Genomic DNA, 22,449 nt, shown 5'->3' on the forward strand with positions numbered 1-22,449 from the left:
TCAATCCAAACGGCGCATTTCATGATCGCTGTGTCACGGGGTGATCAAGATTGCCTTTCCATTGCCATTGCATGACCACCTCTTGATCTGATCTGGAGTCATATGTCGACTTTGTCCGTCCTTACGATCCACGGGCTGGCTGTCATCAATGACGGCTTGTCGACAAGGAGTCAGACATGCACGGACACATACCGGCCAGGGTGGTGAGCGGCTCACTCGCCCTGGCGGTGGCGGTCACCCTCCTGGCGGGTTCGGAGGACGCCGTCGCGGCGGCCCCGAAGCCGGGCCGGGGCGGCGACGCCGCCAAGCCCTTCGCCACCACGGCCGCCGACCTCCCCTCGGCCCGGGTCGCGGCCCGCCTCTCGGGTCAGCGGGTCGAGGCGCTCTCCGAGCGGACCGAGACCTCCACCACCTGGGTCAACAAGGACGGCTCGCTCACCACCGAACTCAGTGCGGGCCCGATCCGGTTCCGCCGCGACGGTGTTCAGGACACCGGCACCACCGGGGACGGCAACACCACCAAGGGCAACACCACCGAGGGCAACACCACCGAGGGCAAGCCCGGCAGCGCCGCCGACTGGGTCGACGTCGACCTCGCGCTGCAGACCGCCGCCGACGGCTCGGTCGCCCCCAAGGCCCACCCCCACGGCCTCAAGCTGGCCGGCTCCGGCGGCACCCGGGCCCGCTCCTACGCCGAGTCCCAGTCCGGGAAGGGCGAGGACCGCACCCTGGTCACCCTCGGCCGGGGTGAGCAGCAGGTCGAACTCCAGTGGCAGGGCGGCCTGCCCGCGCCCGCGATCGACGGCACCCGGGCGGTCTACCGGGACGCGATCAGCGACGGCGCCGCCGACCTGGTCGTGGAGGCCACCCGCACCGGCTTCGAGCAGTACACCGTCCTCAAGCAGCGCCCCAGCGCGGCCGGTTACTCGTACACCATGCCGCTGCGGGCCACCGGCCTGAAGGCCGAGCCGCAGCCGGACGGCGGCGTGGTGTTCACCGACGCCGCCTCCGGCGAGCGGCGCGCGGTGCTGCCCGCCCCGGTGATGTGGGACTCCACCGTCGACGACGTCGCCGGGGCCCGCAGCCGCAAGGCCAAGGTCGACCTGAAGGTCGTCCAGCGCGGCGACGACATCGACCTGGTGTTCACCCCGGACGCGGCCTTCCTGGCCGATCCGCACACCAGGTACCCGGTGACGGTCGACCCGTCGACCACCGGCCTGGGCAACGTCTTCGACACCTACGTCCAGAAGGGCGAGACGGTCGACTGGTCGGCCGACACCGAACTCGACCTGGGCAACCCGGGCACCAAGAACGCCGACGGCAGCTCGCGCGAGGCCCGTTCCTTCCTCACCTGGGACACCGCGCCGATCGCCGACGCGCTGGTGCTGAACGCCAAGCTGTCGCTGTGGAACTTCCACTCCGGCAACACCGACTGCCAGCCGTACGCCTGGGAGGTCTGGGACACGGGCCGCCCGTCCACCTCCTCGCGCTGGACGTCCCAGCCCGCCTGGAACAGCAAGCAGGCGACCCCGACCGAGACCAAGGGCCGGGCCGCCTGCGGCGGCGCGGGCTGGGTCAACGCGGACGTCACCAACCTCGTCCAGACCTGGACCTCGGCGAAGAACAGCCTGTCCAGCATGGGTCTGCGCGCCCCGGACGAGGTGAACACCAAGTACTGGAAGCAGTTCAACTCCGCCAACGCGGCCGGCAACGTGCCGAAGCTGACGGTCACGTACAACTACCGCCCGCGCACCGGCACCGACCAGCAGGCCGGCTCGCCGTTCTACAAGGACGCGGCCGGGACGTGGTGGGTCAACTCCACCACGCCGACGCTCCGGGACACCTTCGTCGACCCCAACAACGACAAGGTCAACGGCACCTTCCAGATCTTCGACGACGCCACCAACGCCCAGGTCGGCAACGTGCTGGTGTCGCCGTGGGTGCCGAGCGGCTCGCCCGCCTCGGTGAAGGTGCCGGCCGGGGTGCTGGCCAACGGGAGGACCTACCGGTTCCGCACCTCGCCGTACGACGGCACCCACTACAACCTCGGCTGGTCGCCCTGGGCGTCCTTCACGGTCGACACCTCGGCGCCGTCCGCGCCGGGCGCGATCGCCTCCACCGACTACCCGTCCGGCCAGTGGGTCAAGGGCGCGGGCCAGAGCGGCGTGTTCACCGTGACCCCGCCGGCCGGTGACCAGAGCGCGCTGGAGTGGACGCTCGACGGCGCGAACTGGACCAAGGTCGCGACCGGCGGCACCACCACGCCGGTCAAGCTGACCGTCACCCCGGCCAAGGCGGGCACCAACACCCTCCAGGTGCGGGCCGTGGACCGGGCCGAGAACAAGTCCGAGGCCGTCTCCTACACCTTCCAGGTCGGGGCCGGCGGCGTGACCGCCCCCAACGACGGCACCCGCACCGCCGCCCGCGTCCCGCTGACGGCCGAGGCGGACGGTGCCAAGTACGACCGGGCGGCCTTCTCCTGGCGCCGCTCGGACGCCGACGCCTGGACCCCGATCCCGGCCGCGGACATCACCAACGGCGGTGCGGCGCTGGGCTCCTGGCCGGTCGCGCTGAACGGCGGCCGGACCTCCGGGCTGACCTGGAACGCCACCAGCACCGTCACCCCCGACGGCACCGTGCAGATCCGCGCCGACTTCACCGGCCCGAACGGCGCGGCGGTCTCCTCCGAGCCGGTCAAGGTCGTCGTCGACCGCAAGGCGGGCGGCGCGGCCTCCCAGAAGATCGGCCCCGGCGAGCTCAACCTGCTCACCGGTGACCTCACCGTCTCGGCCACCGACGTCTCGCTGTTCGGCATGACCGTCGGCCGCACCAGCAGCTCGCGCGACCCGAAGGCCGCCGCGAACAAGGACGGCCAGGCGCCGATCTTCGGCCCGAACTGGAGCTCCGGCGTCTCCTCGGAGGTCTCCTCCTCCGCGTACACCGAGATCCGCAGGACCTCCGCGACCTCGCTGGACGTGGTCACCGCCGAGGACGGCACGGTCTCCTTCACCGCCAACGCGGCCGGCACCGGCTGGGTGCCCGAGCCGGGCAGCGAGGAACTGACCCTCAAGGGCGCCTTCGCCGCCGGTGACTTCACCCTCACCGACACCGAGGGCACCGTCACCACCTTCGCCAAGGTCGACCCGGCCGCCGCCACCTGGACGGTGACCGCCAGCCTGCTCGACGGCCTGGCCAACAGCACCACCACGGTGGTCTCGGAGAAGACCGTCGTCGGCGGGAAGACCCTGGCCCGGCCCAAGTACGTGATCGCCCCGACCTCCGCGGTCACCGCCTCGGCCTGCGCCGCGGACATCACCGTCAAGGGCTGCCGCGTCCTGCAGTTCGTCTACGCCGACACCACCACCGCGGCGCCCGACGCCAGCGACAGCGGCAGGTTCGGCGACTTCGCCGGGCAGGTCAGCACCATCCGCCTGTGGGCCACCGCCCCCGGCGCCGGCGCCGCCACCCCCACCGACGTGGCCGTCTACCGCTACGACGAGCTGGGCCGGCTCATCCAGACCTGGGACCCGCGCCTGGGCCAGAGCACCCAGACCCAGTACTCCTACCACTGGCAGCCCGGCACCGACGGCATGCTCAAGTGGGTCCAGCAGGGCGGCAAGCCCGGGACCTTCCTGGACTACGGCAACGTCGCCGGCAGCCCGGCCGCCGGGCCCGGCATGCTGACCAAGGTCACCCGCGACACCCTCACCCCGGGCAGCGCCGACCAGGTCAACGGCACCGCCACCACCACCGTCGTCTACGGCGTGCCCACGACCGGCGCCGCCGCCCCCGAGGACCTGTCGGCCGCGGCCGGCGCCCGCTGGGGCCAGAGCGACCTGCCCACCGACGCCACCGCGGTGTTCCCGCCCGACCAGGTGCCCGCCTCCAACAAGGGCACCGACCTCAAGCCGGGCGACTACACCCGGGCCACCATCGGCTACCTGAACGCCTCCGGCCACCAGGTCAACCAGGCCGGCCCCGGGCACCGGATCACCACCACCGAGTACGACAAGTGGGGCAACGCGGTCCGCACGCTGACCGCCGCCAACCGCGAACTCGCCCTCGGCGGAAGCGACGAGGCCAAGGCCCAGCTCGCCGACCTCGGCATCGACACCCTCCCCCCGGGCGAGCGCGCCAAGCTGCTCTCCACGGTGACCACCTACGGCGAGGACGGGCAGCGCGAGACCGAGTCCGCGGGACCGCTGCACCGGGTCACCCTGGCCGCCGACGCGCTCAGCGGCACCACCGCCGTCGCCAAGGCCGGCACCCAGGTGACCGCCCGCACCCGCACCGTCAAGAGCTACGACGAGGGCCGCCCGACCGACGGCACCGCCAAGGTCAAGGACCAGGTCACCACCACCGTCACCGGCGGCGCCCTGCGCGGCTGGCCGGACGTCTTCGCCGAGACCCGCACCGACAAGAGGGTCTACGACTGGGCGCTCGGCGTCCCGATCAAGAAGGTCCAGGACGCCGGCGGCCTCAACCTGACCACCGGCACCGGCCACGACAGCCAGGGCCGGGTCACCTCCCAGTCCCTGCCCGCCTCCAACGGCGCCGACGCCGGCACCACCACGACCGGCTACTGGACCGCCACCGGCACCGGCCCCTGCGCCGGGCGCCCGGAGTGGGCCGACCTGGTCTGCCGCACCGGCCCGGCCGGGGCGATCACCGGCGGCGGGAGCAACCCGGCCCAACTGCCGGTCAAGACCGTCCAGTACGGCCTGTTCGGGCAGACCGTCCAGACCGACGAGACGGCCAACGGCGTCACCCGCACCACCGTCACCAGCTCCGACGACGCGGGCCGCCCGGTGACCACCACGGTCAGCGGCGGCGTCGGCCCGGCCGCCCCGGCCACCACCGTCGGCTACGACCCGGCCACCGGCAGGGTCGTCAAGCAGACCTCGGCCACCGGCGGGACGATCACCAAGGCGTACGACGCGCTCGGCCGCCAGATCTCCTACACCGACGCCGACGGGGCGACCACCACCACCGAGTACGACGCGCTGGACCGGCCCACCAAGGTCACCGACAGCTCGCCGTCCACCACCACCTACGGCTACGACACCGCCGTCGAACCGCGCGGCCTGGTCACCTCGGTGACCGACTCCGGCGCCGGCACCTTCACCGCCCGCTACGACGCGGACGGCAAGGTCACCGGCCAGGGCCTGCCCGGCGGCTACACCAGCACCGACCGGATCGACCCGACCGGCACCGTCGTCACCCGCACCCACACCCGCGGCAGCGACGGCGCCGTGCTGGTCAACGACGCGATCACCGAGACCGTCCACGGCCAGTGGGCCACCCACACCGGCACCCCCGGCGTGACCGCGGCCCAGAGCTACGGCTACGACCGGGCCGGCCGCCTCACCCAGGTGCGCGACACCTCCACCGACGCCGTCTGCACCACCCGCAGCTACGGCTTCGACAACAACACCAACCGCACCGGCCTGGCCACCGCCACCGCGCCGCGCGGCCAGGAGTGCTCGACCACCGGAGCGACCACCCGGACCAGCGGCTACGACAGCGCCGACCGGCTGGTGGACCCCGGCTACGGCTACGACGCGTTCGGCCGCACCACCGCCCTGCCGGGCAGCACCGTCGGCTACTACAACACCGACCTGGTCCAGCAGCAGACCACCGGCGCGAGCCGCTACACCTGGACCCTGGACGCGGCGCAGCGCCCGCGCGGCTGGACCACCGAGACCAACTCCGGCAGCGCCTGGACGGTCTCCGGCGGCCGGACGAACCACTACGGCTCGGACGGCGACAGCCCGCGCTGGATCGCCGAGGGCGCGACCGCCTCGCGCAACGTGACCGGCGCCTCCGGTGACCTGGCGGCACTGGTCTCCGGCACCGCCGTCACCCTGCAACTGGCCAACCTGCACGGCGACGTGACGCTCCAGCTGCCGCTGGACACCTCGGTCGCGCCGACCGTGCTGGACTACGACGAGTACGGCCAGCCGCGAGCCGGCCAGCCCGCCGTCCGGTACGGCTGGACCGGCGCCAAGCTGCGCTCGGCCGAGACCCCCGGCGGTGGCCTGGTGCTGATGGGCGTGCGCCTCTACAACGGGGCCACCGGCCGCTTCCTGTCCGTCGACCCGGTCTACGGCGGCAACGCCAACGCCTACGACTACGTCTCCGCCGACCCGCTGAACCGCTTCGACCTCGACGGGCGGGTCTGCTGGAGCTGCGGCTGGAAGCGGGCCAAGTCCTTCGCCAGCAAGACCTGGAACGAGAACAAGCAGACCATCGTCACCTGGGGCGTCGGCATCGGCGTCGCGGGCGTGTGCACCATCGCCACCGGCGGCGCCGGCGCGGCGGGCTGCGCCTGGCTCGGCGGGGCGGTCGGCGGGGCCGTCGGCTACCGCTACGGGTACAGCGGGCAACGCAGCTGGGGCGGCTACGCCCGGGCCACCATCGTCGGCTCGGTCACCATGCGGGTGGGCGGCGGCAGCGTGTTCCGCGGCTGGCGCTTCTTCCGCGGCGGCGGGGCGCACCGGGGCGGATGGGGCTGGTGAGGGCCGGACAACTAGCATGTCTTTGCCGTCTCTTGAATCTCCTGAATCTCCACGGAAGGCTGGGGTGGTCGTGAACCGCTACGCGAAGGCCGCACTGGCGACCCTCGGCCTCCTGCTGCTCTGCGCCCTGGCGTTCGTGCTGCTCGGCCTGCTGCCGGCCGGCTCCGGCGGCGGGTCCGTGCTGCGCCTGCTCGGCGGCGCCGTGCTGGTCGGTGGCGCGCTGGTCTGGGGCTCCTACGTCTCCAGGCTGCTGCGCAGTCGGCGGTAGGACGGCCGCAGTGAGTGCGGCCGCGTGAGTGCGGCCGTGCGGGAATCGGGCCCCACCCGGGCGAACCGGGTGGGGCCCTTTCGCATGGCCCTTGTGCGCCGGCTCCGCGCCCGGCCGCCGAATCCCCGTTGCCAGCGGGCGGGCGCCCGGGCGAGGATCCTGTTCGTGTCCGAGACGACGTTCGAAGGCCCGCCCGGCTCCGAGCTGAGGCCCTATCCGAAGATCCCCGCGCGGGGCCGCCCCGGCGCGCCCGGCAGCCGGGAGTGGACGGCGGCGGAGAAGGTGCACGGCGCACACTTCGCGGTGGTCTGCGACGGCGGTGCGGTCCGGGCCGCCAAGCGGCGCGATCTGCTCGGCGACGAGGAGCTCGACGCCTTCTTCGGCGTGAGCCGGATCTGGCCGCAACTCTCCGTCGCGGCCGGGCACTTGGCCGCGGCACTGCGCGCCTCCCGGGGCGAGGGGGCCGTCGTCACCGTGTACGGCGAGCTGGCCGGCGGCCGCTACCCGCACCCCGGGGTGCCCGCCGAGGCCGGGGTCGACCCGGTGCAGACCGGGGTCTGGTACGCGCCCGGGCTGCGCTGGCTGCCGTTCGACGCCACGGTGGAGACCACCGAGGGGCGCCGGTGGATCGCCGACCGCGAACTGCGCGCGGCCGCGGCGGCGGCCGGCCTCACCTGCGTCCCGCTGCTCGGCCACGGCCCGCTGAACACCCTCCAGGACCTCCCGGCCGCCTTCCCCAGCCGGGTGCCGGCCCTGCTCGGACTGCCGGAACTGCCCGACAACCTCGCCGAGGGGTACGTCCTCAAGCCCGCGGGCGAGTGGCACGAGACCGGGACCGGGGCCGCCCGGCCGGTGGTCAAGGTCAAGCAGAAGGCCTTCGCCGAGGACGACCGCTACGACGGTGCCCGCCCCTACCTGCCCCCGCCGGAGGGGGCGGCCGGGGTGCCCGGCTGGCTGCTGGTCCAGGCCTCGGCGCTGCTGACCCCCACCCGCGCCGCGGCCGCGGTCAGCAAGCTCGGCCCGCACACCCCCGCCGGGGCGGTGGCGGCCGAGGTCGCCCACGACATCGCGGAGGAACTCGCGGACGCCCTGGGCGGATTGGAGGAGTCCGTCCGCACCGCACTGCGCCGGGCCCTCGATCCCGGGGCGCGCGCCCTGGTCGCCTTCGACTCCCGGGACCGGCGCGGCCGTTGAGCCCGGGACCGGCGTAGCCACTGAGCCCGCGGCCGGCACGGCCGTTGAGCCCGCGGCCGGCCGCGGGCCGCCGTGCACCAACCGCTGGGAACGGGTCGAGGGCGGCTTCAGGCGGCGTCGAGGAAGCTTCCAACTCCCTTGGGGGGAGCCCATCATGGGCTCCCGGTCCAGGTCCCCAGCCGAGGGGTCGGGCAGAGGTCCCAGGAGGCAGAAGATGTCGATTCCATTCCCCGTCCGGATCCAGGCCGCCGTCGTCCGGGCCGTGTACGCCCTGCCCCACGGCCTGCGGCGGGCCTTCGCCGGCAAGCCGGAGGTGCGGGACGGGCAGACCCTCGCGCTGGACGCGCAGGTGATCCTGAAGTTCCAGCGGATGTCCAAGGCGACGATGGTGATGCCGGGCGGGGTGGGCCCGTCCCGGGACGAGATGGAGCACGCCCGGCACCTGGTCGGCGGGCCGAGGATAGAACCGGTGGCCGTGCGGGAGCTCGGGATCCCGCGGGAGCGGGGCGAGACGCCGGCGCGGCTGTACACCCCGGCCGGGCTGGGCGGGGCCTCCGGACTGCTGGTCTACGTGCACGGCGGCGGCTGGGCGGTCGGCAGCATGGAGAGCCACGACCACGTCGCCCGGTTCCTGGCGCAGCGGGCCCGGGTGCGGGTGCTGTCGGTCGGGTACCGGCTGGCGCCCGAGCACCCCTTCCCGGCGGGCCTGGAGGACGTGCAGGCGGCGCTGGACTACGCCTTCGCCAAGGCGGTCGACCTCGGCGTCGACCCGGAGCGGATCGCCGTCGGCGGGGACAGCGCGGGCGGCAACCTGGCCGCCGTCGCCGTGCAGGAGGCCGTCCGGCGGGGCGGCCCGGTGCCGGTGTTCCAGCTGCTGCTCTACCCGGTCACGGACCTGTCGACCAAGCGCCGCTCGTACCAGCAGTTCGCCGAGACCTACTTCCTGACCAGCGACAACATGGACTGGTTCGCCGACCGGTACGCGCCCGAGCCGCTGGACCGCACCGACCCGCGGATCTCGCCGCTGCTCGCCGCCGACCTGGCCGGGCTGCCGCCCACGTACCTGAGCACCGCGGGCTTCGACCCGCTGCGGGACGAGGGCGAGGCGTACGCGCAGGCGTTGGAGGCGGCGGGGGTGGAGGTGTACCTGAGCCGGCAGTCGGACCTGATCCACGGGTACGCCAACTACATCGGCGTGGGCCACCGCTTCGAGGACGCGACGGCGGAGGCGGCGGAGGCGCTGCGCAAGGCGCTCGGCTGCTGAGCGGCGGCGGCGACAGGGCAGTACGTGCCGCGAGGGGTGCGGCGGTACGGCGGTACGGCGGAGGGGCGGGCCCGGGCGGGCGCCGTCCCTCCGCCGTTTCGCCGCTGCGCAGGGGGTTCTCGGGAACCGGGTCTTATTGTACTGTCCGTCTAATAAGCGGGTGAGCGGGAACCCGCAGGGGCAGGCACCCGGAGGCAGCCATGGCTCTCATCCACCACACGGCGGCGCACGGCCACACGTCGGCCGACGACGACGTCTCCAAGCGGCTGCTGGAGTCGGCCGCCACCCTCTCCTATGACCCGATGACCGAGATCGACTGGGACGCCCCCCTCCCGGCCGGGCACTACGGCCTCAACCCGGAGTGGAGCACGCTCTACGGCACCCGGCTGTGGGACGAGATGACCGAGCAGCAGCGGGTCACCCTCACCCGGCACGAGGTCTGCTCGATCATGAACACCGGCATCTGGTTCGAGATGATCCTCCAGCAGATGGTGCTACGCGACCAGTACCTCAAGAACCCCGCCAACGCGGAGTTCCAGTTCGCGCTGACCGAGATCGCCGACGAGTGCCGGCACTCGATCATGTTCGCCCGCGCCTGCCAGAAGATGGGCGTCCCCGCCTACCGGCCCAACAAGGTGATCGCCCAGGCCGGACGCGCCTTCAAGGCGCTCGCCAAGGGTGAACTCGCCTACGGCGGCATCCTGGTGGCCGAAGAGGTGCTGGACGTCATGCAGCGCGACTGGATGCGCGGCGAGAACGTCCTGGAGATCGTCCGCGGCACCTCCCGGATCCACGTGGTCGAGGAGTCGCGGCACATGAAGTTCGCCCGGCAGGAGATCCGCGAGCGGGTCCGGCACGCGGGCCCGGCCCGCCGCCGCACCTCCGCCACCGGCATCGCGATCGGCGCGTACGTCATCGTCAGCAGCATGGTCCACCCGGGCGTCTACAAGGCCGCCGGGCTCGACGTCGCGCGGGCACTCGACGAGGCGAGGGGCAACGGCCACCGCAAGGCGATGATGCGCAACAGCTCCCGGCACCTGATGGCCTTCCTCGCCGAGACGGGCCTGATCACCAGCCGCGCGGCTTCGATCTACCGCCGCGTGCACATGCTCTGACGGACCGTCATTCCACAGCACTCCAGCTCCAGCGAGGACGAGGACTCACCCCCGGCCATGGCCTACGCGATCACCCGGACCTGCTGCAACGACGCCTCGTGCGTGTCCGTCTGCCCGGTCAACTGCATCCACCCGACCCCGGAGGAGCCGGAGTTCGGCACCACCGACATGCTCTACATCGACCCGCAGGCGTGCATCGACTGCGGCGCCTGCGCGGACGCCTGCCCGGTCGACGCGGTGTACCCGGTCGACCGGCTGCGCGGTCCGGACGTCGTCTTCGGCGACCTCAACCGGGACTGGTACCGCGACCACCCCAACGACCACGCCTGGGGCGCGCCCAGCTTCCCGCGCAGCCTGCCGGACGAGGTCGGCCCGCTGCGGATCGCCGTGGTCGGCACCGGGCCCTCCGCCGGGTACACCGCGCAGGAACTGCTGCGCTGCACCGGCGCCGAGCTCACCATGATCGACCGGCTGCCGGTCACCGGCGGCCTGCTGCGGCACGGCGTCGCGCCCGACCACCAGTCCACCAAGCGGATCGCGGAGAGCTTCGCGAGCGTCTTCCACGACCCGCGGCTGCGGATGCACCTCAACCTGGAGATCGGCACCGACGTCAGCCACGAGGAACTCGCCGCCCACCACCACGCCGTGGTGTACGCGGTCGGCGCGGCCGCCGACCGGCGGCTCGGCGTGCCCGGCGAGGACCTGCCGGGCAGCCTGCCCGCGACCTCCTTCGTCGGCTGGTACAACGCCGACCCGACGGTGCCCGCCGACGCGGTGGAGCTGTCCGCCGAGCGGGTGGTGGTGGTCGGCAACGGCAACGTCGCGGTGGACATCGCCCGCATCCTGCTCACCGACCCGGAGGTGCTGGCCGCCACCGACATCGCCGACCACGCGCTGGCCGCGCTGCGCCGCAGCCGGGTGCGGGAGGTGGTGCTGCTGGCCCGGCGCGGGCCGGAGCAGGCGGCCTGGAGCCGGACGGAGTTCCTGGCGCTCGGCCGACTGCCGGGCGTCGAGCTGGTGGTCGAGGACCACCCGCAGGTGCGGGCGGCGATCGAGGCGGCCGCGCCGGACTCCCGGGCCGGGCTGCTGGCCGGCCTGCCGCTGGTGCGCCGGGACGACTCCGCCGAGCCCGGGCCGGGGCGGCGGATCGTGCTGCGCTTCCTGTCCGCGCCGGTGGAGCTGACCGGCGCGGACGGCCGGGTCTGCGGGCTGACCGTGGAGCGGACCGCACCGGCGGCCGGCGACGGACGGCCCGAGGGGACGGGGGAGTACGAGACGCTGGCCGCCGGGCTGGTGGTGCGCTCGATCGGGCACCGCGGCGTGCCGGTGCCCGGACTGCCCTTCGACGAGCGGGCCGGGACGGTCGCCCGGCGCGGCGGACGGGTCGTCGACCCGGCCACCGGACGGCCGCTGCCCGGTGCGTACGTGGTCGGCTGGGCCAAGCGCGGGCCGTCCGGCGGGATCGGCGCCAACCGCGCCTGCGCGCGGGAGACGGTGGACGCGCTGCTGGACGACGCGCTCGCCGGGGCGCTGCCGGAACCCTCGGCGGGGCGGGCGGAGTTCGAGCGGCTGGTGCGGCGGCGCCGGCCGGACGCGGTGGGGCTCAAGGAGCTGCGGGCGGTGGACCGGGCGGAGCGCGAGCGGGGCGCGGCGCAGGGCCGGCCCCGGGTGAAGCTGGCGACGGTGGCGGAGCTGCTGGCGGCGGGCCGACGGCGGTAGGCGCTGGTGAGCGCTGTCCGGCGCACGCACGGGAAGTCGGCCGGTCCGACTTCCCGTGCACACGACTTCCCGTGCACACGACTTCCCGTGCACACGACTTCCCGTGCACGCGGCGCCCGGCTAGTCCGACCCGGTCCGGGCGTCGTCGGCCGCCTCGACCGCGCCGTCGTCGAGGTCGAACCCCCCGACGTCGACCTGACCGGGATAGAACTGCCGCGCCCACCGCCGGAACAGCCCGATCGAGCGCTCCCCGGGCACCAGTCGCGGCCGCGCCAGATAGCGCTTGTGCGCGATCACCGGCCGGTCCTGCCTGATGATCCGCATCGCGGCCTGCAGGGCCACCCAGGAGGCGGCCCGGTCCACGGCCTTCGCCGACCCGACCCCCGGCACCGGCACCGTGCTGGTCACCGCGACCCGCACCAGCGTGCGCCAGGGGCCGATCGGCGTCGGCAGCAGCCACACCCGCAACGCGCTGCCCAGCTCCGGCAGTTCGGCGGTCACCCGCATCATCCCCAGCCCGGCCATCGTCACCGGCTGCTCCAGGCTCACCGCGCCCAGACCGGGGAACCGGGTGGTGGTGCGCTGGTGGACGGTGAACAGCGGGCCGTCCTGCTCCGGCGGCGCGGTCTCCCGGGTGTCCAGGCCGTGCAGCACCGAGGTGTGCCGGAAGTCCACGCTGTTCTCCATCACCTCCTGCGGGTGCGAGTCCACCTCGCCCTGCCACCAGGCGAGCGGCCGCACCCCGACGGCCGGCGGCAGCTCCCAGCCGGGCGGCGCACCGTCCGGCCCGCCCCGCCAGACGAACAACGCGCCGTCCCGTTCGACCAGTCGGCGCCGGGCCAGCTCACCGCGGAACCGGGTGCCGTCCGGCGCGCCGGTGCAGGAGCCGTCCGGGGCGAAGGCGAAGCCGTGGAACGGGCAGACCAGCTCCTCACCCCGGACCCGCCCGCCCGCGCCGAAGTGCGCGCCCAGGTGCGGGCAGTGCGGCCCGATCGCGCGCACCGAGCCCCGGGCCGTCCGGTACAGCACCACGTCCTCGCCCGTCAGCCGGGCCGTGCGGACCCGGCCGGGCGGCAGGTCGCGGGAGCGGCCGACGCAGAACCAGCCGGTCGGGTACGGCAGCGGGGCGGAGTGCGCGTCGGTGTACGCGTCGGAGTGGGGCACGGTGGTCACCTCGATGGCTTGACGGCGGTGTGAACGTACCAGCGGACGGCCTCGCGCACGGCGTACATCTCCACCGTGCTGCGGAGGTTGAGCCACTTCGCGGGATCGCCGAAGCGGCGCACCAGCTCCCAGGGCAGCCGGAAGTACACGTGCACCGCCTCCGTGGTCGGCTGGTAGTACCGCGTCGCGTCGAGCGCCTCCTCGACCTCGAAGCCGGCCGCGGTGAGCAGGTCCGACAGGTTGCGGGCGTGGTAGATCCGCGCGCCGGGGAACACATGGGCGTCCAGGTACGGTTCGAGCACCCTCCGGGTCCGCGGCGGCAGCTCCTCCAGCGGGCCGGCACTCATCGGGCCGAGCAGGACGAGCCGCCCGCCCGGGCGCAGCACCCGGTGGAATTCGGCCAGCGCCCGGGGCGGGTCGTAGGAGTGGACCAGCGTCTCCATCGAGTACGCGCCGTCGAACTCACCGTCCGAGAAGGGGAGTTGATGGTAGTCACCCCAGCGGAAGGCGGTCCGGTCGACCAGCGCGGCCCGGGCGTTCAGCCGACGGGCCTCGGTGAGGTGGAAGTCCAGCACGTCTACCCCGTCGACCAGCAGTCCGAACCGGGTGGCCATCGCCCGCGCCACCACTCCGGCCCCGCACCCCGCGTCCAGCACCCGTGCGCCCGTCGGCAGGGCGAGCTTGCGGCCCAGCACGTCCTCCAGTTGCCGCTGGGCCCGCCACAGCCGCCACTTCGACTGGCCCGGTTCCGTCCACCCCCAGTGCCGGGCGTTGCGCGCCACCAGGGTGTAGAACCGACGGCTCCCGGCCCGCCCGTACACCCGGCGCAGCCCGGCGAGGTCCAGCTCCTGAGCGCCCATGCCGGACAGGCTAGGCGTGGCCCGGGGGCGAACCCGGCGGCGGCGCCGGGTGGTTGGGCCGTCGGGGCGGTTCCTCGGGTCGTCGGACCGGATGATCAGCCGCCCGCGAAAGCCCCCCGGCCCAGCCCCCGCCCCGGGGATCAGGCCGCGCCCGCCGCGGTGCGGAGGATGCCCCGGCCGTCCCGGCCGCGGAGGGCGAGGGCCGCCGGGAGCACCGCGGCCGTCAGGGCGATGGCGGCGCAGCAGGTGGCGAGCACGCCCAGGACCGTCCAGGGCAGCATCGCGGGGGTGGAGCCGACCAGGCGGGTCAGGGCGGCCCAGGAGCCGCCGACGCTGATCGCCGTGCCGAGCAGGCCCAGCAGGGTGCCGGCCGCCACGCACATCAGGGTCTCGACGGCGACGGTGCGCAGCACCTGGCCGCGGGTGGCGCCGGCCAGTCGGAGCAGCGACAGCTCCTGGCGGCGGTCGCTGACGGTCATCACCAGCGAGTTGGCGAGGGCGATGGCCGCGTAGCCGATCGCCAGCCCGAGGATCATCAACAGGGCGTTCCAGGAGGCCTGTTCGGTGCTGTCGGTGGCGGCCGACCAGATCTCCTCGGGGGTGGCGAGCCGGGCGCCCAGCCCGTCCACCGCGGAGTGCAGCGCGGCGGCGGCCCGCTGCGGGTCGGTGCCCGGCAGCACCCGCAGGTCGATCCGGGTGGCCAGCGCCGGGCCGCCGACGCCGCCGGTGACCGCGTCGGTGTCGGTCACCCAGGCCTGGACGGTTTCGGCGCCGGTGCCGAGCAGGGCGGCGACCCGCAGCTCCCGCGGGGTGCCGTCGGCCAGTCGGACCGGGACCGTCCCGCCGACCCGGGGCGAACCGGGCCAGGTGCGGCTGAGTACGGCCGAGCCGGGGCCGAGGTCGGCGAGCGAGCCGGCCACCACCGGGAGGCGGTCGACCTCGGCCAGCGCCGTCGGGTCGGCCGCGGCGGCGCTCAGCGGCACCAGGGCCTGGCCGGTCGGGTCGACGGACATCAGCGAGGTCGGGGTGATCACCAGCGCCCGCACCCCGGGGACGGCGCGGACCCGGTCCACCACGGCCCGGTTCAGCCCGGGCGTCCCGGCCGGGGTGACCACCAGGTCGGCGGCGGACAGCTGGTGGCGGACCTCGCTGACCTGGGACCGGTTGATGGTGTCGATGCTGCCGAGCAGGCACCCGGCGAAGGCGATCACCAGCACCACCGGGGTGGTGGTCGCCGCGGTGCGCCGGAAGGCGGTCAGCGAGCTCTGCCGGGCGGTGGCCCAGACGATGCCGCCGCCCTCGTCGCCCGGCCGGCCGCGCAGCCGGGCCACCAGCGCGGGCAGGCCGGTCAGCAGCCGGATCGCCGGGCCGGCCAGCACGGCCGCCAGCAGGACGCAGCCCGCCACGACGGGCAGCAGCAGGGCCAGCGAGTCGGCGACGTTGGCCGCGGCGTCCGGCCAACTGCGGGCGGTCAGCACCAGGGCAGCGATCGCGCCGCCCAGCACCAGCAGGCCGCTCACCCAGCGGAAGGCCAGCGCGCCGCGCGAGCGCCGCTCCACGTCCGCCTCCGCGAGCGCCTCACCGGGGCTGATCCGCCCGGCCTTCAACGAGGAGAGCAGCACCCCGCCGATCGCGGTGGCCAGCCCGATCGAGGCGGCGACCAGCAGCCCCCACCAGGTGACCGGGACGGTGAACTCGGCCGGCACCAGGTCGCGGTCGACCAGCCAGCGGCCGGCCGGGGCCGCCCCGGCCGCGCCGAGCGCGCACCCGGCGGCGGAGGCCAGCGCGCCGACCACCAGGGCCTCCCGGTGGACCAGGGCGCGCAGCTGCCGGCGGGTGGCGCCGATCAGGCGCAGCAGCGCGAGTTCGCGGCGGCGCTGGGCGATCGACAGCGCGAAGGTGCCGGCCACCACGAACACGGCGGTGCCGCCGGAGACCGCGGCGGACAGCCCGAGCGGGGTCTGCACGTCGTCCAGCCGGGCGCCGACCTCGATGTGGTGCGGGTCGGCCTGGCCGCGCTCGGCGCCGGTGAGCACCCGGGCGACGCCCGCGCCGCCGGTCGCCGCGACCGCCCGGCGGACCGCGTCGGCGGGGCCGAAGGCGGCCAGCACGCCGACGGCGGGGCAGTACCGGGCGGCCTGGGCGTCGGTGAAGAAGACGGCGTGCTCGAAGGCCTCCGGCTCGGTGACACCGGAGACGGTCGCGGTGTGCGGGCCGTCGGCGGTGACGTACCGGACGGTCCGGCCGACCTGCTCCGGGCTGCCGCCGCCGATGACGATCTGGTCGTCGGCGGCGGGGGCGGTGCCGGCGGTGAGCCGGTAGCCGCCCAGCGCGGCGGTGGACCAGGCGCGGCCGACCTGCCCGCGCGGGCCGTCGGCGAGCTGGGCGTAGAAGGTGCGGTCGGCGACGGTCGGACCGGTGGCGGCGACCGCGGTGAGCAGGGCGGCCGGCAGGCCGGGCTGGGCGGGCACCGGGGTCGGCTGGGCGTCGCCGCCGGTCGCGGGGGTGAAGTCCACGTTCAGGTCTGCGGTGACCAGGACCGGGGCCCCGGAGAAGCGCTGGCGGGCCTGGTCGGGGACGCCGGCGGTGGCCGCGATGACCAGGATCGAGGTGGCCAGCAGGGCGACGCCGCAGGCCAGTGCGACGAAGCTGCCGACGAAGGAGGCCCAGCGGAGCCGGACGGAGGCGAGGGCGAGGGTCAGCACGCCAGGGCCTCCGGCGCGTCGGCCTCCGGCGCGGTGGCTTCCGGCGCGTCGGCCTCCAGCGGACGGGCAGCCGGAGCCGGGGCCTCCAGGGCGGTCATCCGGGCGGCGACCTGCTCGGCGGTGGGCCGCTCCAGCGAGCCGGCCAGCCGGCCGTCGCGCAGGAACAGCACCCGGTCGGCGAAGGAGGCGGCGACCGGGTCGTGGGTGACCATGACCACGGCCCGGCCGGGGTCGTCGGCCGCCCCGCGCAGCAGGGCGAGCACCTCCCGGCCGCTCCGGGTGTCCAGCGCGCCGGTCGGCTCGTCGGCGAGCAGCACCGCCGGGCGGGTGAGCAGCGCCCGGGCGATGGCGACCCGCTGCTGCTGCCCGCCGGACAGTTCGCCCGGCCGGTGCCCGGCCCGGTCGGCCAGTCCGACGGCGGCCAGCGCGGCGGTCACCTCGGCCGGGGCGGGGCGGCGGCCGGACAGCTTGGCCGGGAGCGCCACGTTCTGCGCCGCGGTCAGCGCGGGCAGCAGGTTGAAGGACTGGAAGACGAAGCCGATCCGCTCCCGGCGCAGGACGGTCAGCTCCTTGTCGCGCAGCCCGCCGAGGACGGTGCCGTCCACCCGCACCTCGCCGCCGTCGATCTCCTCCAGGCCGGCGGCCGCGCGCAGCAGGGTCGACTTGCCCGAGCCGGAGGGGCCCATGACGGCGGTGAAGGTGCCGAAGGGGAAACCGACGGTCACGTCGTCCAGGCCGACGACGGGTTCGGGCCCGCGCCGGTAGGTCCGGCGGACGGAGCGGAGTTCAACGGCGAAGTCCGTGGCGTTCATGGTCCCCATCCCATCGTCCGGGACGGGGGTGGCTCAATGGCCGGGGGTTCACTTCCGGGGGTGTAGCCAGCTACACCCCCGGACGTGAACCCCCCTGGTCATCCCCGGTCCCGACGGCCGCGCTTCAGCTCCTCCCAGCGCCGCTCCTGCTCCGGGGTCAGGGTGCCGCGCAGCTCGGCCAGTTTCAGCAGCTGGGCCTCGGCGTCGGCGCCGAGCGGCTGGGCCTCGGCCCGGTAGTGGTCGGTGAGCAGGGCGTCCAGTTCCGGGCGGGTGAGCGCCGGGTCGAGGCGCTGGGCGAGTTTGGCCATGTTGCGGTAGGAGCCCTGGAGCAGGAACGGCGGCTCGGTGCGGGCCCGGTCGTCCTGGGCGGCGGAGGCGAGGTAAGCGCGGTTGACGGCCAGCACGGTGGTGCGCAGATGGAGCAGCCCGGCCAGCAGGGCGGTCATCCGCTCGACCTCGGCGGCCGGCCAGGCGCCCCGGAGCTGCCCGCCGGGGGTACCGCTCGCGCGGGCGAGCAGGGTGTCCAGGTCGGCGCGTTCGGCGGTGGCGAGCGCGGACAGCTGGGGGTGGGCGGGCAGGGCGTTCTCGACGAAGCTGAGCGCGAAGAGGTCCTCGCGGCCGGCCACGGCGTCGCCGAGGTTCCACACGTCGGCGCGGTTGGCGAGCATGTCGGGCAGCCGGAACAGCCGCCCGGACTCGGTGTACGGGTTGGCGGCCATCACCACGGCGAAGCGCTTGCCGCGCAGGTCCCACTCGCGGGCCTCGCCGTCGTGGACGCCGTCGATCCGGCGCTGGGCGTCGCACAGCGGGATGAAGCGCTGCAGGAACTCGGGCGAGGTGTGCTGCACGTCGTCCAGGTGGAGCAGCACGTTGTCGCCCGCGTGCAGCGCGAAGGCGAGCTTCTCCAGCTCGCGCCGGGCGGTGGCGTCGGGGGCCTCGGCCGGGTCCAGCGAGGTGACCCGGTGGCCGAGTGCCGGGCCGCTGACCGAGACCAGCAGCAGGCCGAGCCGTTCGGCGAGGTACTCGACCAGGCTGGTCTTGCCGTAGCCGGGCGGGGAGACCAGCAGCAGCAGGCCGCTGCGGTCGACCGGACCGCCGGCGTCCACCGTGCCGAGCTGCTTGGCGAGGTTGTCGCCGATCAGCGGCAGGTACACCTGGTCGATCAGCCGGTTGCGGACGAAGCCGTTGAGCGACGCGGGCCGGTACTGGTCGAGCCGCAGCCGGGCGTGCTCGGCGGCCAGCAGCTCGCCGCGCAGCCGCTGGTAGGCGCGGTGTCCGGGGGCCTCGACGGCCTCGAACTCCCGGACCCGGGGCAGGAGTTCGTCAAGTCGCAGGTCGATCGAGCCGCCGCTCAGCCGGGGGTGGTCGCCGAGCAGTCCGGTCAGCCGGACGCCGACGGTGCCCTCGGCGGGGCGGCGCGGCAGGGCCGGGCAGAGCAGCACGGCGGCGGCTTCGGCGCGGTCGCCCGGGTCGGCCCCGGCGGCGGCCGACTCCAGCCAGGCGGCGGCCAGTTGGCGGCGCACCGGGAGCAGCTCGGGCTCCTCGGGCAGGGCGGCCAGCGCCTCGGTCAGCCCGGCGGACTCGGGGGTCGCGCGGAACTTCTCCAGCAGGGTGGCCGCGCCCGCCGAGTGGGCGAAGGTCGGTGTGGCGACGGCGAGTTCGGCCACCAGGTAGTCGCCGGCACCGGTGGCGCCGGGGATGAACTCCGCTACGGCCGAGGACAGTTCGGACGCCAGCGCGGTCAGGGCCGGCACCGGCCCGTACGCCTGCCGGGCCAGGCCGAGCGAGCGGGCCCGGGTGTGCCAGACCAGCCGCTGCCGCTGGTCCGTCCCGTGTGCCCAGTACAGCTGGGCCGCCGCCCGGGCCTCGGCCGGGTGCCGCAACAGCCCGGCCTCGGCGTCGAGTTCGAGCAGGGCGCGGAGCAGCAGCGCCGCGTCGTGGTCGTGCACCCCGCGCTGGTAGCCCTCGTCCGGGCGCTGTTCGACGGCCCGGCGGACGTACTCCAGCAGGTCGTCCCCGTCGGCCGGCCCCTCCTGCGCGGCGGCCGGCAGCAGGCTGGCGGCCAGGTACTCGGCGCGGTAGAGCGTGGGCGTCTCGGAGGGCAGCGGCCGGGACCAGTACCGCTCGGTGGCGGCGAAGGCCGGGTCGGTGACGGGGGAGCGGTAGTCGGTGCCGGTGAGGGTGAAGGCGGGGCGGCCGCGCCAGGGCAGCAGGGTGAGTTCCGGGCGCTGGGTGGTGACCGCGAACAGGTGGCGGCCCAGTCGCAGGGTGCCGGGGCCGTCCCCGGCCAGCTCGGCGCGGTCGCGCAGGGCCCGGTGCGCCCGGCCGCGGGCGGCGCGCAGCCGTCCGGTCAGCTCCTCGGCCCGGACCCGGTCGCCGAGCTCGGTCAACTTCCCGGCGAGGTCCCGGAGTTTGACGGCGGTCGGGTCGGCGGCCAGGGCGGCGTCGATCTCGGCGGCGGTGCCGAGGGCGGCGAGTCGCCGGTGCAGGGTGTCCAGGATGCGTTCGGCGGAGGCGGCCAGCCGGTCGGCGCGGCCGGCCCGTTCCTCCAGCAGGTGCTGGCGGCGGGCGGTGAGCGCGTCGTGGATCTCGGTGCGGCGTTCGGTGAGCTGTTCGCCGAGCGCCGGGTCGGCGTCGGCGAAGCGGGTCTCCAGCTGTTCGATCCGCAGCAGCAGTCGGCCGAGCCGGTCGTCGCAGGCCTCCGGGGTGTCGGCGGCGGCCAGCGCGGCGGTGACGGCCTGGGCGAGCAGCGCGGTCTCGGCCGCGAACTCGGCGGCGGCCTCCCGGGTGCGCAGCTCCCGGCGGCGTACGGTCAGCGCGGAGCGGCCCCGGTTGAGCAGTCCGAGGACGTCGGCGAGCCGGTCCAGGATCGCGGTGCGGGTGGTGGCGTCGGCCAGGTCGAGGGTGCCGACCAGCTCCGAGACGGTCTGCAGCGCCTCGCTCTGCTCGGTGAGCCGCGCGGACAGCGGCTCGGCCTCGGCGGCGGTGGTGATGGCCGCGCAGTGCTCGGCGAGTTCGGCGGCCCGGCGCCGGTGCGGTTCGAAGGCCGCGGGCTCGGCGAGCTGGACGACCGCCCGGTCGGCGGCCTGCGCCAGCCCCTCGGCGAGGTGCTCGGCGAGTGCGTCGATCCGCGGCGGGTCGGCCCGGGGCAGGTCGCGCAGCGCCTCGACCCGGCCCTGGGCCCGGCGCAGCGCGGCCAGCCGGTCCACCCACTCGGCGGCGTCGGCGAGGGTCTCCCCGCGCGCGGTGCGCAGCAGGCCCTCGACGTGCTCGGCGGTCTCCTCGGTGCGGGCCGCGGCGTGCGCGGTGAGCTCGGCGATCGCCTGGTACTCGGCGATCACCTGCCGCGCGGTGTCGCGGATCTCGGCGAGCGGTGCGGCGAGGTCGCCGAGGCCGTCCTGACCGAGCCAGTGGTGCCGGTCGGTGGTGCGGGTGCAGGCGGCGAGCACGGCCCGGTGGCCGGCCCGGGTGTCGGCGCCGGCGGCGGCCAGTCGGGCCAGGGCGAGGCAGTCGGCCAGGCCGCGGACCAGGTCGGCGTTCCCGATCCGGGCCAACGGGCCGGTGCCGGGCGGCTGTTCGGCGGCGTACCGGTCGCTGGTGAACGGGCTCTGCCAGAGCTGGACGGGGTGCAGTCGGGTCGGGCCGTCCTCGGCCGGGCGCAGGGCGATCAGGGTGCCGTCGTCGAGCAGGGCGTAGCCCTGGCAGGCGAGCGGGGCGGCGGCCTCCTGGCGGACGGAGTTGTACGGCTGGAGCAGTGCCCGGCCGTCGGTGGCGGAGCGGAACTCGTACAGCACGTCCTCGCCGTTGGGCGAGTGCACGGTGCGCTCGTAGGCGAGGCCGTCCACCGGCTGGTCGAAGACGCGCACGGTGCCGTCGGCGAGGTGGCAGCCGCCGGGGAAGGCCACGCCCTGGTCGGCGGGCAGTCGCAGGCAGGCCTGGCCGAGCGCGTCGATCCGGGTGACCCTGCCGGTGGGCAGGTGGAGCACCAGGTGCCGGACGGTCTCCTCCTGGTACGGGCGCACCCGCACCAGCAGCAGGGTGCCGAGCCGGGCGTGGGCGACCTGGGCGTCGGCGAGGGTCTGCAGGGCCTCGGTGAGCGGCTCGCGGTGCAGTTCGCGGCCGTCGGGCGTGGTGAGGGTGAGTCGGCCGCCGTCCACGCCGAGGTGGACCTCCCCGGCGAGGTCGGCGCGCGGGGCGGCGCCGGGGGCGGCGGGCAGCTGGTCGTCCCGGGTGAGCGGCGTCCAGTCGAGCTGTTGGCCGTCGGCGGGGGTGTGGTCGCGTTCGCCGCGCCCGTCCTGGTAGGCGACCCGGTCGTCGTCCAGGCGCCAGCGCAGCACCCGGACGTCGGTGGCGGCCGGGCCGGTGCGGAAGACCGCGAGCAGTCGGCCGCCGACCGGGCGCAGCCGTTCCAGCCGGGCGTCGCGGAAGTAGCGGCGCAGCTCGGCGAGGTCCTGGCGCAGTCGGGGGTCGGCCAGCAGCGGGCCGTCGGCGGGGGAGGCGGGGGAGACGGGGGCGAGGTCATCGGCCCGGTGCAGGCTGAGCAGGTCGCCGAACTCCTCGGCCCCGGCCACGACTTCGACCGGTCGGGTGCCGAGCAGCAGCTGCCCGCCGACGGCGGTGAGGTCCTGCGGCAGGCAGGACCGTTCGGTGGTGAGTCGCCCGGTGCCGGTCAGCCGGAGCTCCCCGCCGCCGAACTCCTCGACCCGGCGGGCGTTCAACGCCCGCGCGCGGTCGGCGAGTTCGGCGGCGGCCCGGGCGAGCCGGTCGCGCAGGACCTCGTAGCTGCCGGCGTCGAGCCGGGTGTCGTCGAGGGCTTCCACGGTCACGTTC

Annotated in this window: 11 protein-coding genes; 6 read left to right on the forward strand and 5 right to left on the reverse strand. The window is 75.2% G+C overall.

Annotated elements, in window-relative coordinates; genetic code table 11:
* Nucleotides 1–176 precede the first annotated feature (176 nt).
* The 6 genes from ACIP4P_RS19065 to ACIP4P_RS19090 all read left to right on the forward strand — a co-directional run bounded on the left by ACIP4P_RS19065 (nt 177) and on the right by ACIP4P_RS19090 (nt 12,078).
* Nucleotides 177–6,518, forward strand: coding sequence for a DNRLRE domain-containing protein (locus ACIP4P_RS19065; protein WP_400919910.1), 6,342 nt, complete (start codon nt 177–179; stop codon nt 6,516–6,518).
* Nucleotides 6,519–6,588: 70 nt separating this feature from the next.
* The gene (locus tag ACIP4P_RS19070) at nt 6,589–6,786 is read left to right on the forward strand and encodes a hypothetical protein (protein WP_400919912.1); all 198 of its coding nucleotides are present in this window, start codon (nt 6,589–6,591) and stop codon (nt 6,784–6,786) included.
* A 165-nt stretch (nt 6,787–6,951) separates the two neighbouring features.
* Nucleotides 6,952–7,980 (forward strand): RNA ligase family protein, encoded by a 1,029-nt coding sequence (locus tag ACIP4P_RS19075; RefSeq protein WP_400919914.1) that lies wholly within the window; start codon nt 6,952–6,954, stop codon nt 7,978–7,980.
* A 214-nt stretch (nt 7,981–8,194) separates the two neighbouring features.
* Nucleotides 8,195–9,244: an alpha/beta hydrolase gene (locus tag ACIP4P_RS19080; protein WP_400919916.1), complete on the forward strand. Its 1,050-nt coding sequence runs from the start codon at nt 8,195–8,197 to the stop codon at nt 9,242–9,244.
* 200 nt (nt 9,245–9,444) lie between these two features.
* Nucleotides 9,445–10,359, forward strand: coding sequence for a diiron oxygenase (locus ACIP4P_RS19085; protein WP_400919917.1), 915 nt, complete (start codon nt 9,445–9,447; stop codon nt 10,357–10,359).
* 57 nt (nt 10,360–10,416) lie between these two features.
* Nucleotides 10,417–12,078, forward strand: a complete 1,662-nt coding sequence (locus ACIP4P_RS19090) for a 4Fe-4S binding protein (RefSeq protein ID WP_400919919.1) — start codon at nt 10,417–10,419, stop codon at nt 12,076–12,078.
* 120 nt (nt 12,079–12,198) lie between these two features.
* Here the strand turns inward: ACIP4P_RS19090 and ACIP4P_RS19095 are convergent, their stop codons facing one another.
* The 5 genes from ACIP4P_RS19095 to ACIP4P_RS19115 all read right to left on the reverse strand — a co-directional run bounded on the left by ACIP4P_RS19095 (nt 12,199) and on the right by ACIP4P_RS19115 (nt 22,439).
* A complete protein-coding gene (locus ACIP4P_RS19095) occupies nt 12,199–13,242 on the reverse strand; it encodes an aromatic ring-hydroxylating dioxygenase subunit alpha (protein WP_400919921.1) in 1,044 nt (347 codons plus the stop codon).
* Between the two features lie 5 nt (nt 13,243–13,247).
* Nucleotides 13,248–14,102 carry a methyltransferase domain-containing protein gene (locus ACIP4P_RS19100; RefSeq protein ID WP_400919923.1) on the reverse strand — a complete coding sequence of 285 codons (855 nt, stop codon included), beginning with the start codon at nt 14,100–14,102 and terminating at the stop codon, nt 13,248–13,250.
* Nucleotides 14,103–14,242: 140 nt separating this feature from the next.
* Nucleotides 14,243–16,807 carry an FtsX-like permease family protein gene (locus ACIP4P_RS19105; RefSeq protein WP_400919925.1) on the reverse strand — a complete coding sequence of 855 codons (2,565 nt, stop codon included), beginning with the start codon at nt 16,805–16,807 and terminating at the stop codon, nt 14,243–14,245.
* Complete coding sequence (locus tag ACIP4P_RS19110) at nt 16,801–17,619, reverse strand: ABC transporter ATP-binding protein (RefSeq protein ID WP_400919927.1); 819 nt, start codon at nt 17,617–17,619, stop codon at nt 16,801–16,803. Before ACIP4P_RS19110 ends, ACIP4P_RS19105 begins: the two co-directional genes overlap by 7 nt.
* A gap of 98 nt (nt 17,620–17,717) precedes the next feature.
* Nucleotides 17,718–22,439 (reverse strand): DNA repair ATPase, encoded by a 4,722-nt coding sequence (locus tag ACIP4P_RS19115; RefSeq protein ID WP_400919929.1) that lies wholly within the window; start codon nt 22,437–22,439, stop codon nt 17,718–17,720.
* Nucleotides 22,440–22,449 lie beyond the last annotated feature (10 nt).

This window comes from Kitasatospora sp. NPDC089509 (genome assembly GCF_044749365.1).
GTDB lineage: Bacteria > Actinomycetota > Actinomycetes > Streptomycetales > Streptomycetaceae > Kitasatospora.

Bases quoted from the DNA above. Each gene is read 5' to 3' on its own strand.
- ACIP4P_RS19065 (WP_400919910.1), top strand. From the start codon at position 177: ATGCACGGACACATACCGGCCAGGGTGGTGAGCGGCTCACTCGCCCTG.
- ACIP4P_RS19100 (WP_400919923.1), bottom strand. From the start codon at position 14,102: ATGGGCGCTCAGGAGCTGGACCTCGCCGGGCTGCGCCGGGTGTACGGG.
- ACIP4P_RS19080 (WP_400919916.1), top strand. From the start codon at position 8,195: ATGTCGATTCCATTCCCCGTCCGGATCCAGGCCGCCGTCGTCCGGGCC.
- ACIP4P_RS19090 (WP_400919919.1), top strand. From the start codon at position 10,417: ATGGCCTACGCGATCACCCGGACCTGCTGCAACGACGCCTCGTGCGTG.
- ACIP4P_RS19110 (WP_400919927.1), bottom strand. From the start codon at position 17,619: ATGAACGCCACGGACTTCGCCGTTGAACTCCGCTCCGTCCGCCGGACC.
- ACIP4P_RS19085 (WP_400919917.1), top strand. From the start codon at position 9,445: ATGGCTCTCATCCACCACACGGCGGCGCACGGCCACACGTCGGCCGAC.